The sequence below is a fragment of the Vibrio rumoiensis genome (assembly GCF_002218045.2).
GTDB classification, from domain to species: domain Bacteria; phylum Pseudomonadota; class Gammaproteobacteria; order Enterobacterales; family Vibrionaceae; genus Vibrio; species Vibrio rumoiensis.
Genome location: NZ_AP018686.1, coordinates 690808 through 713854 on the forward strand (window position 1 = coordinate 690808; position 23047 = coordinate 713854).

A 23047-nucleotide genomic window follows, 5' to 3' on the forward strand; every position below is an offset into this window, starting at 1 on the left:
AAAAAGAAAAATACCATATAAACGAAAGCCTTAGCGCAACACGCTAAGGCTTTTTTATGTATTTCTTATGTTTATCACAATGCTTCGATGCTTTTCAATATCACTCTATTATTGGCACTGAATTTCATCCCAGAACCAATTGGACTGTACCGGTGACTCCCAAATACCGGGGCCATTTTTCGCAATAAAGCACTTACCCAAATAGGTTACTTTGTCGCCATTAGAAATTTGAGAAACACCCGGCTGCCAAGTAATGAATTCTTCTGCAGGCGTTGGTTCAGGCTCTGGTGTCGGTTCAGGCTCTGGCAAAGGTTCAACATCCCCACCGCCATTGACTTCACCGCTGACTAGAGACCAAGGGCCACCACTTGTCGGTGTATCACCTTGAGTCCACCATGCAGCTTGATAAATAGCACCTTGGTAACTCACTTGATCGCCGCCAGTATAAACCTTACTTGCTTCCCATGTATTCACACCATCCACAGGAGGGTCAACTGGCTCTGGAGTGACCGGCTCAAGATTATCAACCACCCTTACTTCTGGCCAACCAGCATGAGAGCCATAAAAGTTTTCGACGCATTTTTCATAATCACCAGGTATTAAGGCTGAATATGCCGTTTGAAAACCCACTAACTCGCATTCAAATGAATAACCACCAGGGCGATCAGAATAATACTTCCAGTTACCATCCCAATTGGTATACAGCACATCCGTTGCACCGTTTAAATTTAAACTTCCATAAGGTGTTTGTTGCCAACAAGTATTTTTTTCATCACTTTCAATTGGGATCTGAAAGTGTTCTGCAAGCCCTTCCCAGTAGCGAATACGGTTTACTGGTTGGCCTTTTTCTTTGTTTTGTTCACCACACTCTATACCACCATTGATAATGTTAATTGTGGTACCAAAGCCATAACCAATCCCTGCATCAAGCTCACGCTGCGATGGAACCCAAGTGCGATCAATCACATGTAACATGGCAGGCTTAGGCGCTTGAGGCGTTAAGAAAAACCAAATCGCTGATGCTAAATTTAGCCATGAATCAGCGACTAACCCTGGATTATTGAGTAATACTGTCGCATCGCCATCAAACATGACTTCCGAAAAAGCGCCATAATTAAAATGATAAGAAAGTTGTTTTGCGCCTCGACCAAAATAGCCTTCTCCTGCCGCACAAGGCCAACGCTTATTTTGCCAATCATCTTGCCCACAGCCTGTTGTATAACCGACTTGTCCTTCAGACCAACCCATTTCTCTCACGTGCACTAATGCTTGTTGCCACTCTTCTAAAGCAAGTGGGTTATCGGAAACATTATCTTTCGCGATATGCCCACCCGTTTCTTGTGAAAAATGAGCAAATGCGGTGATGATGGATTTTTTACATATCGCATCCGAATCACGGCCATCGGTATACTCCCCACAGAAAGCAGGAAACTTACCTATGGCTTTTAAAAAACGGCTATAGGTATATTCTGGAGCCGCCATTTGGGTTAAATAATTCCAATCAGAAAGCGGAAATACCCGTTCAACACGCTTAACGTTGTCCGGGTTAGTCTCAGCTCCCGGTTCAATCGCATCAACGATACTGTTATCTCTGGTTTCAAGCGCTTTCGACCATACCGCATACATAGGATCTGCGGTCTTTTGTTGCTCTATCGCTTCAAGCTCGCCACGGTCAACAACATAACCAGTCGGGTTATCCGGATCCGGTTGAATCGTCATGTTTGCATAAGTTGGGAGGGCGTAAAATGCCGCTAAAGCGACAACGATCGTTTTCCGTTTAAACATAGGTGTCTCCTTATTGTTTTGAACCACCTAGAGATTAGTGCCGGATAAGGGAATAAAAACAGCATCAAAACTGAGGATATATTGCTTTTGCGAGTGATTTAAAGATCACAGTGAAAGTAATTGAATTAACGGAGAAAAGGTATGAGAAGTAAACTGACATGCTGAGGTCAATGCTGGAATTTACGTAATCAATGTAATTGAGTAATTGAATAGTTCAAAGTGGCTCTCAAAAAAGCACCAACAGCTCGATGCTGTATAGCCGTCACATTTTTGCCTGATTAGAATGCCCACTACTTTACCGATCAAGATGGGCCTAGAGCAGTATGAGTTTACCTACCCAACGCGCCAAATTACTTTTGAACGTCACGTCGATTCAACATGATGGTTTTATACAATATTTATTGTCATCAAAATGCTATGACTCTGAAACCGGTTTTTTTTCTGTCACTTGCGACATTATCCAGCATCCGAGTCATTGGTATGAAGGGATAGAAACGAGTTTGCAATGGCTCATCCCTAAAGGACTAAAAAAGTACGGGGTTGCTTTATTAGCAGATAAAGAATCGCGACACATTAGGGCTCAAGACGTCCTATTTTGCTCTCCTGAACTCAAACTGGGAGACAATACGGTTGCCATTTTACAATCGATTCCTAACGCTTTAGATGAATCTCTTTTATTCGAGTACTTAGGCGTCAACACGACTTCACCTCATCATCAAACCCTATTTTGGCAATCCGCTTTAGGTACACTTTCCGATGGCTCACTGGGAAAGAGTGTTGTTGATTTATTTGGTTTACCTCATAACAAACAATCTAAAATCACTTCACGCTTTAATGGTCAATCATGGTTAAAGTCAAGTATTGAAACATTATGCGAACGAAAAGAAAGCCAGCTATGTTACGCCGTTTCACGTAACCAAAATGACCGTACACAATATCTTTCCTTCGATACTGACGACACCAATAAATTAGTCAATTTGCAGTGGAAAGAATGTGTCAGTAAGGCTTTTTTATTTGCCAAAATCCCACATTCTCAAGTACAAGAGATCACCTCAGCTTATAAAGATGAACACCAAATTAACAAAGTGTTACGAGAATATTGTCATTTCCAACAGCAGCTAGAAGCATTAGAAGATATGTTACCTTTCTTACGAACCATGGATAATTCGGTCAAATTAGATTGGGTCACATTGAATGAAACATAATAGTTAAATAACCGTTTATTCTATAGGCCGTTACCTTTTCATATCATGTTACAACTTACCCTTACGGCCACAGCCAAATTCCCGTAGAATAAAGTTACTGAGTATATTTAGTGAAGGCCTTGAAAAAGTGAACTTTTACCACCATAAATGTACTTAACGATACTTAGTTTATTTTTTAAGTAAGCCAATAGCATTAACCAAGTACTCAAATTTTAATGTTATAGGTATCAAGTGTATTAACGAGGGAAACTATGAACAGTCCACTAACATCACGCTCTGCAAGAAGCGAAAGCGTTGTACAAACAAACCGAGTGTTACGTAACACTTACTTTTTATTGTCAATGACACTACTTTGGTCTGCGGTTGTGGCTGGTGTATCAATGGCGCTAAACTTACCTCGTCCAGGCATTATCCTGATGCTAGTTGGTTTCTATGGTTTACTTTTCTTAACGGAAAAAAACCGCAACTCTAGCTTAGGTTTAGTCTTCGCTTTCTTATTCACGGGTTTCTTAGGCTATAGCCTTGGTCCAATCCTGAATATGTACGTTGGTGCTGGAATGGGTGATGTTATTGTCACTGCACTTGGTGGTACTGCTTTATCTTTCATGGCAGCCTCGGCTTATGCATTAACCACTAAACGTGATTTATCAGTGCTAAACGGCGTTATGATGGCAGGTGCAATTGTATTGATCGTTGGTATGGTGGCAAGTTTCTTCATCCAAATTCCGATGTTCCACCTAGCTCTAAGCGCAATGTTTGTTCTATTCTCAACTGGCGCTATTTTGCTGACAACACAGAACATCGTACGTGGTGGCGAGACGAACTATATCTCAGCGACGATCACTCTGTATGTTTCAATTTATAATATTTTCATTAGCTTATTGAGCATCTTAGGTATTACAAGCCGAGATTAATTCTGCTACTGAAATGATTAAATATACTAAAGCCTGAAGGGAAACTTTCAGGCTTTTTTGTGTCAATTTAATGCAGCTAAAAAGTTTTGATACCAATATCATTAGATTCAGCCTCTGATTACTATTATGATTACCGCCAGCAATGAATATTCAGCTAACGCTGACAGGACTGTATAAATGTATCAATATAACGGCAAAACCATCGAAACAGATAAAGAAGGCTACCTTCTCAACCACGCAGACTGGGACGAAAATCTTGTTCCTATGATCGCAGAACATGAAGGAATTGAACTTACTGACGCGCATTGGGAAGTCATTCTCTTTGTCAGAAAGTTTTATCTTGAATTTAATACTTCTCCTGCGGTACGTATGCTGGTTAAAGCAATGGAAAAAGAACATGGCCCAGAAAAAGGCAATAGCAAATACCTGTTTACATTATTCCGCAAAGGCCCGGCGAAACAAGCCACAAAATTAGCCGGTTTACCGAAACCTGCAAAATGCTTATAAACATGAAAACTGGTCATATTAAGGGATCATGCTCTACCACTATAAAATAGCGAAATCCCTTTCTGTGACTAAGTTCGTTTCAATTTCTTTTACCGACTCAACATAAGCAGTTCTTGGCCCTTTCTTTAACCACTCATAGAACTCCGCGACCTTTTGTTCATTCCCGCACGCGAGCACTTCAACATCACCGTTCGTAAGATTTTTGGCGTGACCGGTCAAACCTAGTGTCAGCCCATAATGTGCTGTTTGATAACGAAACCCGACTCCTTGCACCCTACCTGACACCACAAACATTCGGTTTACCATCGTCATATACGTACTCCTATTTTTACGTTCATTTATTCTTCGTTCCTATATAAGCTTAGTGATAAAGCATCGGATACAAAACATTTATAGCGATTCATTTGCTTTCCTACTCACATTCCATGAAAATAGCGCATCCTATTTTTTCAGGCAATTTCTAACTATGTCAGCAGCTATCTATCTCGTTAAAGGCAGAGAAAAATCTCTACTTCGTCGCCACCCTTGGGTTTTTTCTCGTGGTATTCAAAGAATCGATGGAAAACCAGCATTAGGAGAAACGGTAGATATCTATTCCAACCAAGGACAATGGTTAGCGAAAGCCGCTTTCTCTCCACAATCTCAAATTCGTGCTCGTGTTTGGAGCTTTGAGAAAGAAGACATTAATACCGATTTCTTTATTCAACGCTTAACTGATGCTCAAAATATGCGTAATGCGATTATCGAACGTGGTGGATTGACTGGTTATCGTTTAATCGCAGGTGAATCGGATGGACTACCTGGTATCACCATTGATCGCTACCAAGATTTTCTCGTATGCCAACTACTCAGTGCCGGCGCAGAAGCAAAACGTGAAGAACTCATTGAAGCATTAAAAGTCGTTTATCCAACTTGTAGCATCTACGAACGTTCTGATGTATCGGTACGTAAAAAAGAAGGCTTAAAAGAACGTCAAGGCGTCTTGCATGGCGACACACCACCAGATGTTGTCGTTATTGAAGAAAATGGCGTAAAGATTCAAGTTGATATTAAATCTGGCCATAAAACTGGTTTTTACCTTGACCAACGCGACAGCCGTCAGCTTTCAATGAAATATGTCGATGGAAAAACCGTACTGAACTGTTTTTCCTACACTGGTGGATTTGGTCTTTATGCATTAAAAGGTAATGCTGAACATGTTGTAAATGCTGATGTATCACAACCTGCCCTCGATAATGCTAAAGCAAACGCGGAATTAAATGGTTTTGATATTTCTAAAGCTGAATTCTTAAATGCCGACGTATTTAAACTTTTACGCGAGTATCGTGAAAATGGCACTAAATTTGATGTCGTTATCATGGATCCACCAAAGTTTGCCGAATCAAAAGCGCAATTAAATGGAGCTTGTCGTGGTTATAAAGACATCAATATGTTGGCCATGCAGATTTTAAAACCGGGTGGCACTTTGCTGACTTATTCATGCTCAGGTCTTATGGAGCAAAACCTATTCCAGAAAATCTTAGCTGATGCAGCTTTAGATGCTGGACGTAAAATGCAATTTATAGAACGTTTTGGACAAGCAGCTGATCACCCTGTAGATAGCGCCTACCCTGAAGGTTTTTATCTTAAGGGATTTGCCTGTCAGGTCATTTAGTGGCTATTGTGTATCCATACCTGATCTTACTTACAATATGCCTAACTTTTAAACAAAATTCATAAAACTCACAGTAGAGAGTAATAACATGTCAAAATTAACATCGGACATTCAAGCTAATCTTGATCTTTTCGTACAAGAGACTCAAGAAACAAAATTGGTTTGGGGACTTAAAAATGAAGATGGCTGGTTAGCTTGTGATTCTTCAGAGTTTGAAAATAGTGAAGTGATGCCATTCTGGTCATCAAAAGAAGACGCTCAAATGCACAATGTTGAAGAGTGGGCGGATTTTGAAGTTCTAGAGATTCCGTTAGATATCTTTGTTGAAGACTGGTTAATCACGCTTTCTGAAGATGGTGTTTTAATTGGTACTAACTGGAATACTCAACTTGAAGGTAAAGAAGTTGAGCCGAGTGAGCTGGCTAAAATGTACCTTTAAGTACAATTGGCAGTAATAACCGAAAAAGCCCTTCATCATCGAAGGGCTTTTTTATGGCGGAATAAAAATTTAAGATTGTTTCGCGTTCAAAGCCGCCATGATTGCTTCTCGGTTTTCTAAGTAATCGACTAAACCCGCCTTTCGAAGATCACAGGCAGGACAGTCACCACACCCATCGCCGATGATTCCGTTATAACAGGTTAATGTTTCATTTCTTACGAGATCTAATGCATTAAATTGATCCGCTAGTGCCCATGTTTCCGCTTTGTTTAACCACATCAGAGGAGTTTCAATGGTAAATTGACGATCCATACCTAAAACTAAAGACTGATTAATTGATTTCACAAACTCATCACGGCAGTCAGGATAACCAGAAAAATCGGTTTCACAAACTCCGGTGATGACGCTATGAGCCCCAATTTGATAAGCATAAATCCCAGCAAGGGTTAAAAATAAGATATTACGCCCAGGCACAAATGAATTAGGTAGCCCATTAGCTTGCAATTCATGCGATACCGGAATGTCGTCACGAGTTAACGAGCTTATCGCCAATTCGTTTAACAGACCAACATCCATCACTTTATGAGCTTTAACCCCTAGCTTTTTTGCTAGAGATTGAGCCACTTCAATTTCTAATTTGTGCCTTTGACCATAATCAAAAGTAATGGCATGCACTTCATCAAATTCTTTTAAGGCTTTCACGAGACAAGTGGTTGAATCTTGCCCACCACTGAAAACTACAACCGCTTTAGATGTCATGAGGATTTCTCTATTTTTTCGGATAACTACCAATACAACTGATTTTAATGACAATATACGTTAATACAAACCAAAAACCACATTGAGCAAAATAACCACTAATTGAGCTTTGAGTAATAGAAGTTAGCCAGTGTTGTTGGGTGATGAAAATTCCGTAGGTAATCAAACACGTTGCTACCATTTTTACGATTAAATAAGGTAACGTTAAATGAGGAACTTTGATTAGACTTGGTAATGAAATCACAAAAGCAAATGTGATCCCAGCAAGGTTAGCTAACTGTATTGAATGTAGGGAGTAAGCCAGTATAAGTAAACCACCAAGGGAGCCCCACCACAATGCTGGTTGTAACATAATAAGCTTCGCCGCGACAGACTGTTTATCATCAAGGCGAATGTAATGCCACAAAATTAATAGCCCTATAACATATCCAAATAGTACATCCGAAATAAATTGCTCTCCGAGCATAATGCTGGATAGCCCTTGAATAAGAGTTACACCAATCAACAACACTAAACATCGCCAGATAGACTCATATTCATACATTTTCTTCCATATATGAAAAAGATAACCAATCAGCACGATACTAAGTGCCGTTCTTATACTTGGTGTACTAAAGCCTAATATATCCGTTAGCTGCAACGGTGGTAGATAGATAAAGGGTCTTGGAAACTTTAATCCCAATTGAATTAATAACGTAATCGTTACCGTTACGATACCAACATATGCCATTTGTAAGCTCGGCTTTCCACCAAAATAATAAATCATTATTGGCATTAAGAATAAAACGCCAAAAATACTTGCCGTTGAATTAAACACTTTCAATACATCAAAAATAAACGCTGAAATCCATTTGGGCAGCAACGAAATTGTCGACTGTATTTTTTCAATAACAGGCAACTCAAATTGATGCATTAAAGGGGCTGCACTTATGGCCGAATCGATATATTGAATAGGTGCATTGGGTACATCATGATTAAGCACTTGTTGATGGTATTGAGCTGGATAACGATATTCTTGAGGTTTAATCATATCTGCATAGCCAAGCAATACTTGTTTCGTTTCAATACCAAAATCAGGGGCAAACCATGCTGGTAATACATGAAAACCATGGTGATTTCGAGCCGTAAAAGCGATGACACCGGATGCAGGCTCACAGTGAAAAACTACCGCAGTTTCAGTTTGAGTGAGTATTTCTTTTGCGGTGACAACCAACCCCGTTTCTTCCCATGTTTCTCGTTCTGCTGCTTTATTAGCGGCTTCGTTTAGATCAATCGTTCCACCTGGTAACGATAGCTTTTGCGTAAATACTTCCTTAACAAAAACAACCTGATCATCTGATTGTATGTAGCACAAAGCGCCTTTTATGTTCGATGGAATTTTTTCTGGCACGGGCTGTTGAGCAGCAGATACCATTAATGGTGCTATAAAAAATAAAAGCAAAAATAGATATTTATTCACTCGATGACCTAAATTGAACCCAACTAAACCACTGACTTTCGAAGCCAATGAATATGTGCGGAAAATCCCCGTTTGTTATATAAAGACTGAGCGGCTTGGTTAAAATTCCATACTTCAACAAAAATTTGTTGGACGCCATAATCAATCAAGGTGTGCTCAATCTTAGATAGAAGCTGGTCCGCTACGCCTGTTTTTCTATATGCAGGAAGAACAAATAACTCATCAATGCTTCCCATAGGAACAGCTTTACTCACTGTTGAAACTAATTCACAAAAATGTCCAGTAACAAAACCAATAATGACACCAGAATCTTCCTTCGCGACATAAACGAGACATTCGGGTGAATCTAAATATCGAGCGATGCTTTTTTCTTGCTCTATTTCTTCAGGCGTTTTAAAAAAGTCGGGACATGACTCATGATGGTGGCTATGAAGTTGAAACATGAGCTCATCCAGTTGAGGTAAGTCTTTTTGCGAAGCTGCACGTATTTGAATCGTCATATCCAGTTGATTATTTTCTTAAAATAGCTATCAAACTAAGTATTCTACTGCATTAAATTGATTTTGTACTTAGCATGTTACTGATTTTCTTTATTGACGTGCGGTGACAGCAATAACTCAACCCTTTCTTATTTTTGCGAATTCTATTACAGTAAAAACCTCCTTCCAAATGGATCCGATTATGCTCGATTACGCACTTTTATCTGCCTTTATTCCAACGTTTTTCTTTGTATCAATCACTCCTGGCATGTGCATGACACTCGCATTAACACTCGGAATGAGTGTGGGTATTAAACGCACTCTCTGGATGATGGTTGGAGAACTGGCAGGCGTTGCATTAGTCGCAACATTGGCAGTGATTGGTGTCGCAGCAATTATGCTCAATTACCCTAACTTATTCATTGCACTAAAATGGCTAGGCGGCTCATACCTCATCTGGATAGGCATTAATATGTGGCGCAACAAAGGTAAAATGTCACTAAACCTTGAGCAATCAAACCAGCCAACTGAACGTTTAAAACTAATGAGCCAAGGTTTTGTCACCGCAATTGCAAACCCTAAAGGCTGGGCGTTTATGATTTCTTTGTTACCTCCCTTTATTAATATTGATAAATCCGTACCACACCAAATGGTCGTACTAATTAGTATTATTTTGACGACAGAATTTATCTCTATGATGGCTTATGCTACTGGAGGTAAAAGTCTTCGACTCTTTTTGACTCGTGGTGATAACGTGAAATATCTTAATCGCATAGCTGGGACGCTAATGATTGGCGTAGGTATTTGGTTGGCTATTATTGATTAAGTAAACAAGGCAACGCTGTATTGGAAAGCCATTTCTTTTGATGGCTTTTCATCTGCCTATCACGCTTCATCTAGTCGATTATTTCATCTATATAACTAAACGTCATAGTTCATACCTTATTTGGCTTTGTGAATACTTATTCTCACTGTAAATTTACCTTAATTAAGAATACTTCCTCTCTTTTGAATAAACCATTTTAAGGATTTCATTATGTCACTTGCAGTTATCGCTAACTTAGCGGTATTTGTGCTCATTCTTTTCTTTTTATTTCAACAACAAAGAAAATCTAGCACGTTATCTCGCCTCGTTTTATTAGGTCTAGTACTTGGTAGCGCATACGGGTTACTTATCCATGTCTTCTATGGTGAAGGTAATCCAATTATCAAAAATACTCTAGATTGGGTCAATGTGGTCGGCAGTGGTTATGTCGGCTTACTTAAAATGGTGATCATGCCACTGGTATTAATTTCCATGATTTCAGCCGTAGTCAAACTGGACAACTCTGGTTCACTAGGCAAAATCAGCGGATTAACCATTGGCGTATTACTGTTCACTACCATGATCTCGGCTTTGATTGGTATTGCAGTGGCACATGGTTTTGGCTTATCAGCCGAAGGTTTATCAGAAGGTGTTCGAGAAACCGCTCGTATGGCAGTGCTAGAAAACAGAATGGGCAGTGTTGCCGATCTTACTATCCCGCAAATGTTAATAAGCTTTATCCCAACTAATCCATTTGCTGATTTAACAGGGGCACGTTCAACCTCTATTATTGCCGTGGTGATTTTCGGAATTTTAGTCGGTATTGCAGCGCGTCACGTGATGAAAGAGAAGCAAGATCTTGAGTCACCAATACGCACGTTTGTTGATGCAGTGCAATCGATCGTTATGCGTCTAGTGAAAATGATCATTGCCCTTACCCCATACGGTATTGCGGCACTAATGACAAAAGTCGTCGCAACTTCTAGCCTTAATGATATTTTAAGCTTAATTGGCTTTATTGTTGCCTCTTATGTTGCGATTTTCCTAATGTTTGTGGTGCACGGCATACTGGTTTCTTTCGTTGGTGTAAGCCCAAAAGAATACTTCAAGCGTATTTGGCCAGTACTTACCTTTGCATTCACATCTCGTAGCTCTGCGGCGACGATTCCTTTGAACGTAGAAGCGCAAATTACTAAGTTAAAAGTGCCACCAGCTATTGCCAACTTAGCAGCTACCTTTGGTGCGACTATCGGTCAAAATGGTTGTGCGGGCATCTACCCTGCTATGCTTGCCGTCATGGTTGCCCCTACTGTTGGTATAAACCCAATGGATGTGAACTTTATTCTTTCATTAGTCGCAATCATTACTATTAGCTCATTTGGTATTGCAGGTGTGGGTGGCGGTGCAACATTTGCGGCGCTTATTGTCTTACCTGCTATGGGTTTACCCGTCACTATTGCTGCACTATTGATTTCAATAGAGCCGCTGATCGATATGGCTCGTACCGCTTTAAACGTTAGTGGTGCAATGACAGCTGGTACCATCACCTCACGTTTACTTGGTGATAAAAAAGAAATCAATAAAAGCTTTGATGAAGCGAACGCTTAACCCCGTTACACAAAAATGAAAAAGCCCGCTTAGTTAACTTCAACTAAGCGGGCTTTTTAATGACTCAAAGTTTTAATAATTTTCGGTATATTGGTCGCTATAAAATCGCTAAAGCTAATTTCGCCAAATTATACGCATCCACGTACCCTGAATGTTGACGTCCTTCCCACTCGATATTCAAATTTTCTTGTGCCGCTTTATGACCGATTCTTTTATCTTTCAAACGATACTTCATTCGATATAAAGTGGCCAAGTTTAAAAATTCTTTAAAAGGAAATTCTAACCCTTTTTCCAGACACTCATTCCGCAGAATATCATCATCATGCCCCCAAGCAGCATAGATCTTATTCGGACCACCAAAATTTTTGATCATCGACTTCAAGACATCTTCCAATGGGCGGCCTTGTTTTTGTACCTTACGTGGTGTAATGCCCGTTAGCTCAAAGCAAAATGCAGATATTTCATCATGTTCAGGTCGTACGTAATATTGAGCACGCTTAACGATCTCACCTTTGTTAAGGTCAATCTCGGCTAAACCCACTTCAATAATTTCACCGGTTGTGCCAACACCATCGACATTCCAGCAACACATTTCTAAATCGAAACAGACGACTCTGTTATAGTTCATGCGACAATTTACCCATAAAAATCAAGAGTTGAATTCTAACCAAGATCCAATAATTTCTCGACCCCAATTCGTTCATAGCGTCATCAACTAAACCACCAAACGTACTTTATCTGTTATTTTAATCGCTTAACCACTTATGTATAACGACAAATAGCCGCCAGATAGCACAAAGAGTAACCAATAGTCTTAATGTAGGCATGATTCTATAATGGAATTTAACAAGCTTATGTTAAAATATCTGACATTGCGCTTAAGTGCTCTCTGATACTTGTGAATTCAATTTTCACCCTAATATGATCACTTAGAATCGAATTTAACTAATCAAATTAAGCTACGAGATAAAATAATCATGACTTTTGACTTATCGGCAATTCCAACCACTATCGATTTATTCCATACCATCTTAGCGGTAACAACACTCCTATTTCTTCTATTGAGCTTTCGAACTAAAACGGTAGAAAAAATCGTCGAAAAACCTGTCGAAAAAATTGTCGAGGTAGAAAAGCCGGTTGAGAAGATCGTTGAAGTGGAAAAAGTCGTCGAAGTCGAAAAAGTAGTTGAGAAAATTGTTGAAGTTGAATCTAAATTAAAAAGCGCTCCAACCGACTCAGCACTTCAATTAATGTCTATTTTCCAGCAAGAAGCACGTTTAATTGATTTCTTATCTGAAGATTTAACTGGCTTTAGCGATGAAGAAGTCGGTGCAGCAGCTCGCGTGATTCACATTGGTGGCCAAAAAGTCTTAGCCGATCACTTCAAATTAAGTCACATTCGCGCAGAAGACGAAGAATCTCGCATTATCATTGAAGAAGGCTTTAATGCACAAGAAGTTCGCTTAACCGGCAATGTATCAGGTCAAGCGCCATTCACGGGTACGCTGGTTCATAAAGGTTGGAAAGCCGATACCATCACCCTACCAAAGCTATCTGAAAATTACGATGCCAAGGTATTAGCCCCAGCAGAGGTTGAGCTGTAATGTCTACTAGTCAATATTTTATCGGTATCGACTTAGGTACTACCCATTGTGTTTTGTCGTATTGCCCAATCGGTGTCGATGAACCACAAGTGAATGTGTTTGCTGTGCCACAATTAATTGCTCAAGGCCAAGTTGATTCATTAAACCAACTTCCGTCATTTTTATATCAAGCGCATGACAGTGAAATGGCTTCAGGCACCAATACCCTACCTTGGTCACACTCGACGTCAAATACACTCGTGGGTAGTATTGCTCGCAACATGGGTAATAAGACTCCAATGCGTTTAGTCGCTAGTGCTAAAAGTTGGTTATGTCACGGTGGTGTCGACCGTCGTAGTGCTTTTTTACCACAAGGTAGTGATGACGAAGTACAAAAAGTCTCGCCATTGAAAGCAACACAACTATATCTAGAGCATTTAATGGCCGCTTGGGATCATCAGTATCAAGATGCACCTTTGCGCGAACAACAAGTGACGATCACCATTCCAGCTTCATTTGATCCTGCCGCGAAAGAACTGACAGCTGAAGCGGCACGTAATGCAGGCTTCCAGAATGTGACCTTATTAGAAGAGCCTCAAGCTGCACTTTATAGCTGGATTGACAGTAATAGCGCCGCTTGGCGTGAGCAAGTAGAGCTGGGTGACTTAGTTTTAGTGGTCGATATCGGTGGTGGTACCACAGATTTGTCGTTAGTTTCGGTCACCGAACAAAACGGCAATCTTGCTTTAGAACGTATTGCGGTTGGCGAGCATATCTTGCTTGGCGGTGACAATATGGACTTAGCTCTTGCCTACCGCCTCAAAATGAACCTAGCTCAACAAGGCAAACAATTACAACCTTGGCAAGTTCAAGCCATGGCGCACCTATGCCGTGATGCGAAAGAAGCGCTATTAAATGATCGAACTTTAACGTCTGTACCGATCGTCGTACCTAGCCGAGGTTCAAAACTATTAGGTAGCACCCTCAAAACAGAATTAACGCAACAAGATGTTGAACAAACACTGCTTGAAGGTTTCTTCCCGACAGTGACGGTTAACGAACATCCGGTTCAATCGGCTCGCAGTGCTTTAACCCAACTGGGCTTACCTTATGCGCAAGATGCCGGTATTACTCGTCATATCGCGGCTTTCTTATCTCGTCAAAGTCAGCAAAATGATTCCAGCTTTATTAAACCTACCAAAGTATTATTTAACGGTGGTGTATTAAAATCTGAGCTTATTTCTGAGCGTTTGCTTGGCATTATTAACTCTTGGTTAACTCAAGAGCATAACGAAAAAACACAAGCGCTAACTGGTGTTGATCTTGATTTAGCGGTCGCTCGCGGTGCAAGTTACTACGGCTTTGTTCGCCATAATATGGAAAACAATAACAGTGGTGTTCGTATTCGCGGTGGTATTGCAAACAGCTACTATGTAGGTATAGAAAGTGCCATGCCGGCTATCCCAGGAATGGCACCACCGATGGAAGCGATTTGCGTTGCACCATTTGGTATGGAAGAAGGTAGTCACGTTGAACTGTCTAGCCAAGAATTTGGGTTAGTCATCGGTCAACCTGTACAGTTCCAATTCTATGGTTCTACCATTCGCCGCGAAGATGTCGTCGGCACCCATCTCGATTATTGGGCACCAGAGGAACTCGAAGAGCTTCCAGAAATTCATGTCACTTTGGATGCCAAAGAAGGTCGAAATGTAGGTGACGTGGTCGTAGTGAACTTGGCCGCAACCATTACTGAAATTGGCACCTTAGAACTTGAAGCCATCGCCAAAGATAATGGCCAAAAGTGGCTAGTTGAGTTTAGCGTTCGTCAGCAGTAACGAATTAGACCACACACTCTACATCAACTAAGGGCATTGAATTGAATAGATACTAACGCTTTCATTCAATGCCCTTTTGTTTTTATTTTGCTTTAGGAAAACATCATGAATTCTCCAATCAAATCAAATGCCCGTTACCTAATTGGAATTGATTTAGGCACCACCAATAGCGTGCTTGCCTACTGTGAAATTCAAGATGATTTAGCCCAAAGCCAGGTGAATATTTTTGAAATAGATCAACTGGTTGGCCCTGGTGAAGTAGTGCGTAAGCCTCTGCTTCCCTCATTCCGCTTTCACCCGACTCAAGGACAATTTCAATCATCTGATATGTCACTGCCTTGGGATTTACAACCGGTTGAAGGTGAGTTAGAACAAGTCATAATTGGTGAGTGGGCCCGTGAATTAGGCGCTCAAATTGAAGGCCGCCAAGTCGCCAGTGCCAAGAGCTGGCTATCTCATGATGCGGTTGATCGAGAGTCTGAAATCCTACCTTGGTCGAGTTCGGATAACGTAGATAAAGTTTCCCCGTTGCTTGCGAGTGCCAGCTACTTAAATCATATCCGTCAAAGTTGGGATCATCATAACCCTAACCACAAGCTAGCAGAGCAAGAAGTGGTCGTGACCATCCCGGCATCCTTCGATGAAACCGCCCGTAACCTCACCTTAAAAGCGGCTCAATTAGCCGGCCTACAACATATTCATTTATTGGAAGAACCACAGGCAGTTTGTTACGACTGGTATAGCCGTCATATCGATACTGCAGCGACTCAACTGAAAGATATTCCATCAATACTCGTTTGTGATGTTGGAGGGGGGACCACTGACTTGAGTTTGATTGAAGCCCAATATCAAGAACAACAGCTCACACTGAACCGTATTGGTGTGGGCGATCATCTCATGCTAGGTGGCGACAATATCGATTTAGCTCTCGCCCATTTGGCAGAGCAACGTCTAAATCAGCATAAAAAACTCAATGCCGCTTCGCTGATGAAACTTATTCAACAGACACGTAAAGTGAAAGAAGACTTATTACGTCCTGATGCGGCAGAAGAAGCAAAGATTTCCATTTTAGGTAGTGGTTCACGTTTGATTGGTGGGACAAAAAGTGCACCGATTACGAAGCAAGAGATCCATCAAATTGTTATCGAAGGCTTCTTTCCTTTAACTCAACCAAACGAAATGCCACAACAAAGAAAAACCGCCGTGGTTGAGTTTGGCCTGCCTTATGCAGCAGATGCTGCCATCAGTCGTCACTTAGCTGAATTTATTCAACACCATTCTCCCGATAGTAAAACGCCGACAGGGCTACTACTCAACGGCGGCGTATTTAATAGTGAGCTCGTTGAAAATCGTATGGTTGAGCTACTTAGCCAATGGCATGGCTCTCCCATTACTCTACTTGATAATCCTAGCCCAGACTTATCCGTCGCTTACGGTGCAGTCGCTTATGCCAAAGCTCGTCATGGCGCACAACTTAAGATTGGTGGTGGTTCGGCCCGCTCATACTTTCTACACTTAAAACAAAAGAATGTTTCGGCGTCAAAAGCTTTATGTGTTCTCGCTAAAGGCACGGATACCGGGCAAGAAATTCGCCTAAATGGCCGTCAATTTTTACTCACTCTAGGTGAACCCATTCAAATTGATTTATTAACCTCAACGCAAGAGCAATTTATTGATGCCAATGGGGCTTTAACACCACCGCAAAATAGCTTATTACTCAACGTACAAACCAACTTAGAGCGCGCTGCGTTTAAACCTCTCCCACCCTATATTGCGACATTAGAAGGCAGCCAAGCGCGTGAAAGTTTGCAAGCCAATCAGAAAGATCGAGTGGAAGTGATGCTCGCTTGCCAACTGACCGAAGTGGGCACCTTAAAAATTGAATGTGTTAGTACAACAAACGACAATCAACGTTGGTTACTCGAATTTGATACACGAAAGCATGAAGAATTTGAACAAGCCCAAGCTCACCCTCGACTAGAACAAGCAAAACAACTGATTTCAGCCGCCTACTCTGCCAATAAAAAATCGGACAACACCAAGTTAATTAAAACTTTAAGTAAAGATCTAGAAAAGCAACTGGGTAAGCGCGAGCAATGGGACTTTTCCATCCTACGCCAATTATTTGATACCTTTGCTCTCGGTAAAAAACGCCGTCGTCGCTCAGAAGCACATGAAAAGCAATGGCTGCGCCTCGCCGGTTTTGCCCTACGTCCAGGCTTTGGCGACCCTACGGATGAATGGCGCTGCGAGCAAACCTGGGCGCTATATCAACAGGGTATTCAATTCCCTTCTCATCAAACCTGGTCGGATTGGTGGATTTTTTGGCGTCGCATTGCCGGTGGACTTAACCAAGAACAACAAGAAACCATTTTGGCCGATATCGCAAAATACCTACACCCTGGCGCTCATCGTGGTAAAGGAACTGGCAAAGAAGCCACTGAGCATGGATATGAAGCCATGGTTCGTCTCTCGGCATCACTAGAGCATTTAGACAGTGAAGATAAAATCCTATTATCTAATTGGTACTTAAGCCGTGCGCAAAAGTCCTCCGAATATGTGCAAGCACATTGGTGGGCTCTAGGTCGCCTTTCTTCTCGCACTCAAATGTACGGCAGTCAGCATAATATTGTGCCTGCTGCACAAGTGAATCAATGGCTATTAAAAATGCTTGAACTTGATTGGAAACAAGAACCAATGATTGGCTTCGCCGCGGTCATGATGAGCCGTAAAACGGGTGACCGCAGTATCGATATTAGTGAAGATATTCGCGAGAAGATTATCGAAAAGCTCACGGCGAGTCGTGCAACTCCAACGTGGATTGAATTAGTCAGAGACGTAAAACAACTCACAGAAGATGAATCGAAAAGAGTCTTTGGCGATTCTATTCCCGCGGGTCTGCAAATGGTGAATTAATGACTTAATCACATATCGAAATTTGATTGGAATACGGTAAAGCCACTGAAATAGAGTGGCACACAACATGTTATAGCTATAAGGATAGAGATAAACTCATGAAGATACTTATCACAGGTGCAACCAGCGGTATCGGGCTAGAAACAGCAAAATTACTTGTAGAACAAGGCCATCAAGTCGTTGCGACCGGACGAAATCAATCCATATTGAATGAATTAAAAGATCGCCATCAATGTTATGTTATTCAAGCTGACTTAACCGACTCCGACCAAGTTATCACCATGTTTAATGAAGCTTATCAGCACCTTGATGGACTCGATGTGCTAATCAACAATGCCGGTATGAACACTAGAAAGTGCAACATTGAAGATATCACTCTAGAAGAATTGGATCTGCAATATGCTGTCAATTTAAGAGCGCCAATATTACTCGCCCGTGAAGCCTTAAAAGTCATGCAGCCCCAAAAATCTGGCTATATTCTTAACGTTGTCAGCACCGTCGCTAAACGCTCAAATGAATCGATGAGTGTTTATACCGCAATGAAGCAGGGTTTTGCTGGGTTTAGTGCCATCTTAATGAAAGAGGCGCAGCCACATGGTATTAAAGTGACATCATTATTTCCGGGCGGTGCCGATACCAACTTTCGTGAAGCAGACAGACCACAATATATGTCACCAGCAAGTGTTGCTAAAACCATCTGCCATGTATTAGCGCTACCAAGTGATGTGATCATGCATGAAATGACATTTCGACCGCCAGTTGAAGTGGAATAATAGTCAACAATCACCTTAAACCTGTTAGCGAAATAAAACGAACTCAACCTGAGTTGCGATTCCCCCTCGCAATTCAGGTGGTTTTATTAACATCAACATGGTCATCAGAACGTAGTACTCGTACTTCTCGTTGAGGGAATGGAATAACAAAGCCATTGTCACGCATCGCTTCAAAAATCAGTAAAAGAAGATCCCCTCCAACGCGGTTTTTCCCATCGTCGATCCCTTCCATCCAAAATTCGACGAACATATTGACTCCTGAATCACCAAATCCCGCGATTTCACAATCGGGTTGCTCTTCAAAGGGAACACCTTCCCCACTGATCACTTGTTCATGGCCAGCGACCGTTTCTTTAATGATCTCAACTAACTTACGAATATCAGTGTCGTAAGCGACAGAGAAATCAACACGGTATCTTTGTTTCTGATTTTTATGCGTCCAGTTAGTAAAGCTCTCAGTCACAAATTTTTCATTAGGCACCATGATGTCTTTACCATCAAAGGTTTCAAGTGTCGTAGATCGTAACGTTAACTCACGCACGACCCCTGTTCGACCATCGTCTAATTCAATATAATCATCAATCGAAACTGAGCGATCTAATAAAATGATAATGCCCGAAATAAAGTTAGACGCGATCGCCTGTAAACCAAAACCAAGCCCAACACCAAGCGCTCCACCAAAAACGGCTAATGCAGTTAAATTGATTCCCATCACCTTGAGCAATAACAAGAAGAAAAAGACAAATACCGTGACTTCAAACAGCTTAGCCGCCACTTCTTTGGTTCTAAAATCAAGCTTGTCTTGTCGGCGGATCAGCTCTTTACCTGTGACATTAGAGATTCGCCCAAGCCAAAATAATACCGAGCCAAGTAAAACAACACGGACCACATCATAAAAAGAGATTTGAATCTCACCGAAGCCTAGCTTCATAGACTCTAAGATATTGATAATAGGCGCTAACAAATTCACTAGATGTAGAAATAGCAGCGGTATGCCAATCCAGCGAAAAACAAAGCGAATAAAATGAGACCGAACAAAGTCATGAGTGACACGATTACAAATCAGTAATATCGCGATGACCAACGCGGTATTGATTAGCCAAAAGTGTCCTAATAATCTTTGGACAATCTCGATTGAAAGCATAAGGGTAAAAACCGTAATAAGAGGAAACACTAAATTACCAAATTTACTCGAAATTTTACGGAGTTGATTTGCCTCTTCTACCGGGTTTATTTTGGTTAAAGCAGGCACATTTTTACGAACAGTCTTAGCAAAAAGAAAAGAACACCCGAATACAATCAGCACAATAAAAAGCTGTATATAGGTTGCCGTTTGCGTCAAAGCATCAAAAACTTGCTGACTCATTTGTTGCAGTAGATGGGCGTAGTATTGAAAGTCCAATCTGATATTCCTTGATCGTTAAAATGCAGTGAAGAAATCATCTTCAGACCATGCTTATTAAACAAACTATAGGTCATCTTTCATGGATTATATGCTTGATTTCATACATTAATACGATGCATAAAGAAAAAGCCTAAGTAGATCCCACTTAGGCTTTAAAAATGAAGAATATCTTTACCCAGGTTACATGAACCAGCTCCACCAGATGAATGCAGCGAGGAAACCGAATAAATACACAAACCCAACCCATGATAAGGCTTTCAACTTACCGCCAAACTTTAGGTTGTCAGGTAAATCGGTTTTCGTCACTAAGCGGTAATTCAATACAGCAAAAATTGGCGTGGTCATAAAGGCAAGAATCATCGCGAAATGCATCATCGCCATTAGAGATGAAGTGAAAAATAAGATCACAGATAATGACAATACACTTACAATCACCATCCATATGTTTAGAATACGTTTTGCTTCAACAGGATGGTTATCTTCACTTTTCTTACTCAGCAATAAAGTACTTTCCGTAAGCACTCTAGAGTAGCCATCAATACAAGTAATCGTACTACCAAAAATACAGAAGAACGCGATCACCGCAATCAAGTAACGTGACCATTCGCCAATTGAGGCAGTATACATGCTGACTAATTGGTGTGAAAAGCCAATACCCGACGTTTTAAGTGTTTCACCGCTACCATTCAGTACCAATGCGCCTAATGATAAGAACACAATGGCTAAAATCGCTGTACCAATATACCCCACATTAAAATCAAACAAAGCGGAACGAGCCGTTACTTTCTGCTCTTTGCTTTGCGATTTTAACCATAACGAATTAAAACAAGAAATTTCGATTGGCGCAGGCATCCAACCCATCATGATCACAATAAACCCGAAGGCCGCCATCGTCCAAGCTGAAGGGCTCTGATAGTCCGCTGGTGCAACCGCCCCTTTACTGGCAGCAATCATAACGGCCAACACTGTTGTTATCACTAGGACGGCCATAATCACTTTAGATAGCGTACTTAATGCATGAAAGTGCCCAGCCATCAAAATAAACAAGCACACTAACAAAATACCACCAGCAATCACTGGAATAGATAAAGAAACCGGTAGGAAGTACCCCATTAAGCTCGCACTAAACATCAGCAAGGCTGCAATGTTGACAAAAGCAGAGACAAAATTTAAAACGTTAAATAGCCATAAATAACCAATCCCCATTTGGCGATAACCTTGAACTAGGCTCTGGCCAGTTCCCACCGTATATTGAACACCAGCACGAAAGAAGGGATATTTAAAAAAGTTTACCAGCAGGATAAGTGCAGCGAGTTGCCAGCCATAAATAGCCCCCGCTTGAGTCGATGATACTAGATGTGAACCTCCGACCGCTGCCGATGCCATCATGATACCGGGACCAAGCGCTTTGATTAGAGAAGCTTTCTTATTGATATCTTCCGTTTGAGAAGTTGAAAGTGTGGCAGTATTTTCCATAACATGTCCTTTATCAAGCCTGTGAACTGAATCAAGGTTCAGTTGCTAGCTCTTTTATTGTTATTGCCTTCCATTATTATCAAACTGATTGATAACGCATTTGGCTTTTTGGGGAAGTAAGCGGTCAATGATTCGTGATTACTAATAGAACACTTAACGCTACTTTTAGAACATTCTGCTAACTTTATGACAAAGAAACAAGGGTTGAAATTAAACCAACAGAGTTATTAACTGTATTTTCAATTAGATTTAGTAATTTAATTCAACATCATTCCGGCAACAGAATGACTGCCTTGTTTAATTGGACAAAAATAAGATAAAAAAAAGCTGACCATTAGGCCAGCTTCTTAAAGTCTTCATTGTAGAAATCGGTCGATTAATATAAACCAAGATCTTTTTGCAAATGTGACGACAGTAATGATGTGTCGTAAGCTGCTGTACTTGGCTTATTACTTGCTCCGAACAAAACATCTACAATGTGCTTCATCAATCCTTTGACGTTAACCGAGTAGGTCTTTTGATCCATAGATGGTGTTGCAATAGTTTCTAAAATTGCTTGTGTCATCTTTGTACTCACTCTAATTTAACTATCAATTTGAGCGCATAATAAAAGTACAACTGCAGAGTTAACAATGAAAAATAAGCACAGTTCGCATTAGTTTTTCTAATTTACATTCATTTAACAATTGCAGGTAACCAATAAAAACAAAATCATTAAAAAACAATCGATTAAATTAAAATACACACTAATCATTTTACCGGCACAATGGCATTTAACAATTTCATAACCATAAAATTGTTTTTTAATTTGCAATCCATTGGGTTTCAATTAAAAGTTGGTCGTATTGCTTAATCCTACCTGTAAAAATGTCACCTTCATGAACAATACCAACGCCACTTGGTGTCCCTGTCATAACTACATCACCATTATTAAGCGTGGTATACGATTTCAGCTCATTCAAAATATCATCAGGGGTATACATCATATTCATGACCCCACCCGCCTGTACTCGTACTCCATTGATCAATAATTCCAGAGACAAGCCTTGCCAATTCCCCCCTTTAGCGAAACGAACTTGCTCAAAACGGCTGATCCATCAAATGCCTTTGCCCTTTCCCAAGGGAGTTGCTTCGCTTTCAAAGCGGACTGTAATTCGCGCTTCGTTAAATCTAACCCAAATCCAACCGCGTCAATTTCACCATTTTTAATCGAAAAGCAGATCTCACCTTCATAATGTAAAGGTTCTTGATGATAAGAATTTAACTGAGTAGTAATTGACGTGTTTGGCTTATTAAAGACGACCATTTGATCTGGCATTGCATTGTTTAGCTCTTTAACGTGCTCAGCATAATTTCGTCCGACACACACAACCTTCGAGGGCTTCTGCTTTTTATTATCCACCAATATTATTGTCATACTTATCCCTTTCTAAATGCTGGCTGCT

The 23047-nt window shown here is 40.8% G+C and carries 20 protein-coding genes and 1 pseudogene; 11 read left to right on the top strand and 10 right to left on the bottom strand.

Annotated elements, in window-relative coordinates; genetic code table 11:
- Positions 1-108: 108 nt before the first annotated feature.
- Positions 109-1785, bottom strand: a complete 1677-nt coding sequence (locus VRUMOI_RS15600) for a chitinase (protein ID WP_089140350.1) — start codon at positions 1783-1785, stop codon at positions 109-111.
- A 323-nt stretch (positions 1786-2108) separates the two neighbouring features.
- Between VRUMOI_RS15600 and VRUMOI_RS15605 the strand changes: the two genes are divergently transcribed.
- The 3 genes from VRUMOI_RS15605 to VRUMOI_RS15615 all read left to right on the top strand — a co-directional run bounded on the left by VRUMOI_RS15605 (position 2109) and on the right by VRUMOI_RS15615 (position 4411).
- Entirely contained in the window at positions 2109-2990 is an 882-nt protein-coding gene (locus VRUMOI_RS15605; protein WP_089140351.1) for a hypothetical protein, read from the top strand.
- A gap of 251 nt (positions 2991-3241) precedes the next feature.
- Positions 3242-3904 (top strand): Bax inhibitor-1/YccA family protein, encoded by a 663-nt coding sequence (locus VRUMOI_RS15610; RefSeq protein WP_089140352.1) that lies wholly within the window; start codon positions 3242-3244, stop codon positions 3902-3904.
- A 177-nt stretch (positions 3905-4081) separates the two neighbouring features.
- Positions 4082-4411, top strand: a complete 330-nt coding sequence (locus tag VRUMOI_RS15615) for a TusE/DsrC/DsvC family sulfur relay protein (RefSeq protein WP_089140353.1) — start codon at positions 4082-4084, stop codon at positions 4409-4411.
- 39 nt (positions 4412-4450) lie between these two features.
- On the opposite strand, the gene yccX is transcribed toward VRUMOI_RS15615, so the two are convergent.
- A complete protein-coding gene (gene yccX, locus VRUMOI_RS15620; protein ID WP_089140354.1) occupies positions 4451-4723 on the bottom strand; it encodes an acylphosphatase in 273 nt (90 codons plus the stop codon).
- A 154-nt stretch (positions 4724-4877) separates the two neighbouring features.
- On the opposite strand from yccX, the gene VRUMOI_RS15625 reads away from it, so the two are divergent.
- Entirely contained in the window at positions 4878-6065 is a 1188-nt protein-coding gene (locus VRUMOI_RS15625) for a class I SAM-dependent methyltransferase (RefSeq protein ID WP_089140355.1), read from the top strand.
- A gap of 88 nt (positions 6066-6153) precedes the next feature.
- Positions 6154-6504 (top strand): DUF2750 domain-containing protein, encoded by a 351-nt coding sequence (locus VRUMOI_RS15630; protein WP_089140356.1) that lies wholly within the window; start codon positions 6154-6156, stop codon positions 6502-6504.
- Positions 6505-6573: 69 nt separating this feature from the next.
- Here the strand turns inward: VRUMOI_RS15630 and queC are convergent, their stop codons facing one another.
- Genes queC through VRUMOI_RS15645 form a run of 3 tightly spaced genes read right to left on the bottom strand, consistent with a single transcriptional unit; the run spans position 6574 to position 9222 of the window.
- The gene (gene queC / locus VRUMOI_RS15635) at positions 6574-7263 is read right to left on the bottom strand and encodes a 7-cyano-7-deazaguanine synthase QueC (protein WP_089140357.1); all 690 of its coding nucleotides are present in this window, start codon (positions 7261-7263) and stop codon (positions 6574-6576) included.
- Positions 7264-7273: 10 nt separating this feature from the next.
- Positions 7274-8722, bottom strand: coding sequence for a bifunctional NUDIX hydrolase/phosphatase PAP2 family protein (locus tag VRUMOI_RS15640; RefSeq protein ID WP_162598434.1), 1449 nt, complete (start codon positions 8720-8722; stop codon positions 7274-7276).
- A gap of 23 nt (positions 8723-8745) precedes the next feature.
- Positions 8746-9222 carry a GNAT family N-acetyltransferase gene (locus tag VRUMOI_RS15645; RefSeq protein WP_089140359.1) on the bottom strand — a complete coding sequence of 159 codons (477 nt, stop codon included), beginning with the start codon at positions 9220-9222 and terminating at the stop codon, positions 8746-8748.
- A 181-nt stretch (positions 9223-9403) separates the two neighbouring features.
- On the opposite strand from VRUMOI_RS15645, the gene VRUMOI_RS15650 reads away from it, so the two are divergent.
- Positions 9404-10027, top strand: a complete 624-nt coding sequence (locus VRUMOI_RS15650) for a LysE family translocator (protein ID WP_089140360.1) — start codon at positions 9404-9406, stop codon at positions 10025-10027.
- Positions 10028-10237: 210 nt separating this feature from the next.
- Positions 10238-11614 carry an L-cystine transporter gene (locus VRUMOI_RS15655; protein ID WP_089140361.1) on the top strand — a complete coding sequence of 459 codons (1377 nt, stop codon included), beginning with the start codon at positions 10238-10240 and terminating at the stop codon, positions 11612-11614.
- 97 nt (positions 11615-11711) lie between these two features.
- Here VRUMOI_RS15655 and VRUMOI_RS15660 read toward each other — a convergent pair whose 3' ends face one another.
- Positions 11712-12242 carry a 3'-5' exonuclease gene (locus VRUMOI_RS15660; RefSeq protein ID WP_089140362.1) on the bottom strand — a complete coding sequence of 177 codons (531 nt, stop codon included), beginning with the start codon at positions 12240-12242 and terminating at the stop codon, positions 11712-11714.
- Positions 12243-12591: 349 nt separating this feature from the next.
- On the opposite strand from VRUMOI_RS15660, the gene VRUMOI_RS15665 reads away from it, so the two are divergent.
- The 4 genes from VRUMOI_RS15665 to VRUMOI_RS15680 all read left to right on the top strand — a co-directional run bounded on the left by VRUMOI_RS15665 (position 12592) and on the right by VRUMOI_RS15680 (position 18721).
- Positions 12592-13218, top strand: a complete 627-nt coding sequence (locus tag VRUMOI_RS15665) for a DUF2760 domain-containing protein (RefSeq protein ID WP_089140363.1) — start codon at positions 12592-12594, stop codon at positions 13216-13218.
- Complete coding sequence (locus VRUMOI_RS15670) at positions 13218-15032, top strand: Hsp70 family protein (protein WP_089140364.1); 1815 nt, start codon at positions 13218-13220, stop codon at positions 15030-15032. Before VRUMOI_RS15665 ends, VRUMOI_RS15670 begins: the two co-directional genes overlap by 1 nt.
- Before the next feature lie 105 nt (positions 15033-15137).
- Positions 15138-17948: an Hsp70 family protein gene (locus VRUMOI_RS15675; protein WP_089140365.1), complete on the top strand. Its 2811-nt coding sequence runs from the start codon at positions 15138-15140 to the stop codon at positions 17946-17948.
- A 98-nt stretch (positions 17949-18046) separates the two neighbouring features.
- Positions 18047-18721, top strand: coding sequence for an SDR family oxidoreductase (locus tag VRUMOI_RS15680; protein WP_089140366.1), 675 nt, complete (start codon positions 18047-18049; stop codon positions 18719-18721).
- Positions 18722-18794: 73 nt separating this feature from the next.
- Here VRUMOI_RS15680 and VRUMOI_RS15685 read toward each other — a convergent pair whose 3' ends face one another.
- The 4 genes and pseudogenes from VRUMOI_RS15685 to VRUMOI_RS15700 all read right to left on the bottom strand — a co-directional run bounded on the left by VRUMOI_RS15685 (position 18795) and on the right by VRUMOI_RS15700 (position 23019).
- A complete protein-coding gene (locus VRUMOI_RS15685; protein ID WP_089140367.1) occupies positions 18795-20123 on the bottom strand; it encodes a mechanosensitive ion channel family protein in 1329 nt (442 codons plus the stop codon).
- 183 nt (positions 20124-20306) lie between these two features.
- Positions 20307-21602 carry an NRAMP family divalent metal transporter gene (locus VRUMOI_RS15690; protein WP_089140368.1) on the bottom strand — a complete coding sequence of 432 codons (1296 nt, stop codon included), beginning with the start codon at positions 21600-21602 and terminating at the stop codon, positions 20307-20309.
- 376 nt (positions 21603-21978) lie between these two features.
- The gene (locus VRUMOI_RS15695) at positions 21979-22167 is read right to left on the bottom strand and encodes a hypothetical protein (RefSeq protein WP_089140369.1); all 189 of its coding nucleotides are present in this window, start codon (positions 22165-22167) and stop codon (positions 21979-21981) included.
- Positions 22168-22405: 238 nt separating this feature from the next.
- Positions 22406-23019 (bottom strand): annotated as a pseudogene (locus VRUMOI_RS15700) (fumarylacetoacetate hydrolase family protein).
- Positions 23020-23047 lie beyond the last annotated feature (28 nt).

Coding starts and splice junctions, on each gene's coding strand:
- VRUMOI_RS15695 (WP_089140369.1), bottom strand. CDS start 22,167: ATGACACAAGCAATTTTAGAAACTATTGCAACACCATCTATGGATCAA.
- VRUMOI_RS15615 (WP_089140353.1), top strand. CDS start 4,082: ATGTATCAATATAACGGCAAAACCATCGAAACAGATAAAGAAGGCTAC.
- VRUMOI_RS15600 (WP_089140350.1), bottom strand. CDS start 1,785: ATGTTTAAACGGAAAACGATCGTTGTCGCTTTAGCGGCATTTTACGCC.
- VRUMOI_RS15690 (WP_089140368.1), bottom strand. CDS start 21,602: ATGGAAAATACTGCCACACTTTCAACTTCTCAAACGGAAGATATCAAT.
- VRUMOI_RS15610 (WP_089140352.1), top strand. CDS start 3,242: ATGAACAGTCCACTAACATCACGCTCTGCAAGAAGCGAAAGCGTTGTA.
- yccX (WP_089140354.1), bottom strand. CDS start 4,723: ATGACGATGGTAAACCGAATGTTTGTGGTGTCAGGTAGGGTGCAAGGA.
- queC (WP_089140357.1), bottom strand. CDS start 7,263: ATGACATCTAAAGCGGTTGTAGTTTTCAGTGGTGGGCAAGATTCAACC.
- VRUMOI_RS15650 (WP_089140360.1), top strand. CDS start 9,404: ATGCTCGATTACGCACTTTTATCTGCCTTTATTCCAACGTTTTTCTTT.
- VRUMOI_RS15605 (WP_089140351.1), top strand. CDS start 2,109: ATGAGTTTACCTACCCAACGCGCCAAATTACTTTTGAACGTCACGTCG.
- VRUMOI_RS15675 (WP_089140365.1), top strand. CDS start 15,138: ATGAATTCTCCAATCAAATCAAATGCCCGTTACCTAATTGGAATTGAT.
- VRUMOI_RS15670 (WP_089140364.1), top strand. CDS start 13,218: ATGTCTACTAGTCAATATTTTATCGGTATCGACTTAGGTACTACCCAT.
- VRUMOI_RS15680 (WP_089140366.1), top strand. CDS start 18,047: ATGAAGATACTTATCACAGGTGCAACCAGCGGTATCGGGCTAGAAACA.
- VRUMOI_RS15625 (WP_089140355.1), top strand. CDS start 4,878: ATGTCAGCAGCTATCTATCTCGTTAAAGGCAGAGAAAAATCTCTACTT.
- VRUMOI_RS15655 (WP_089140361.1), top strand. CDS start 10,238: ATGTCACTTGCAGTTATCGCTAACTTAGCGGTATTTGTGCTCATTCTT.
- VRUMOI_RS15665 (WP_089140363.1), top strand. CDS start 12,592: ATGACTTTTGACTTATCGGCAATTCCAACCACTATCGATTTATTCCAT.
- VRUMOI_RS15645 (WP_089140359.1), bottom strand. CDS start 9,222: ATGACGATTCAAATACGTGCAGCTTCGCAAAAAGACTTACCTCAACTG.
- VRUMOI_RS15630 (WP_089140356.1), top strand. CDS start 6,154: ATGTCAAAATTAACATCGGACATTCAAGCTAATCTTGATCTTTTCGTA.
- VRUMOI_RS15660 (WP_089140362.1), bottom strand. CDS start 12,242: ATGAACTATAACAGAGTCGTCTGTTTCGATTTAGAAATGTGTTGCTGG.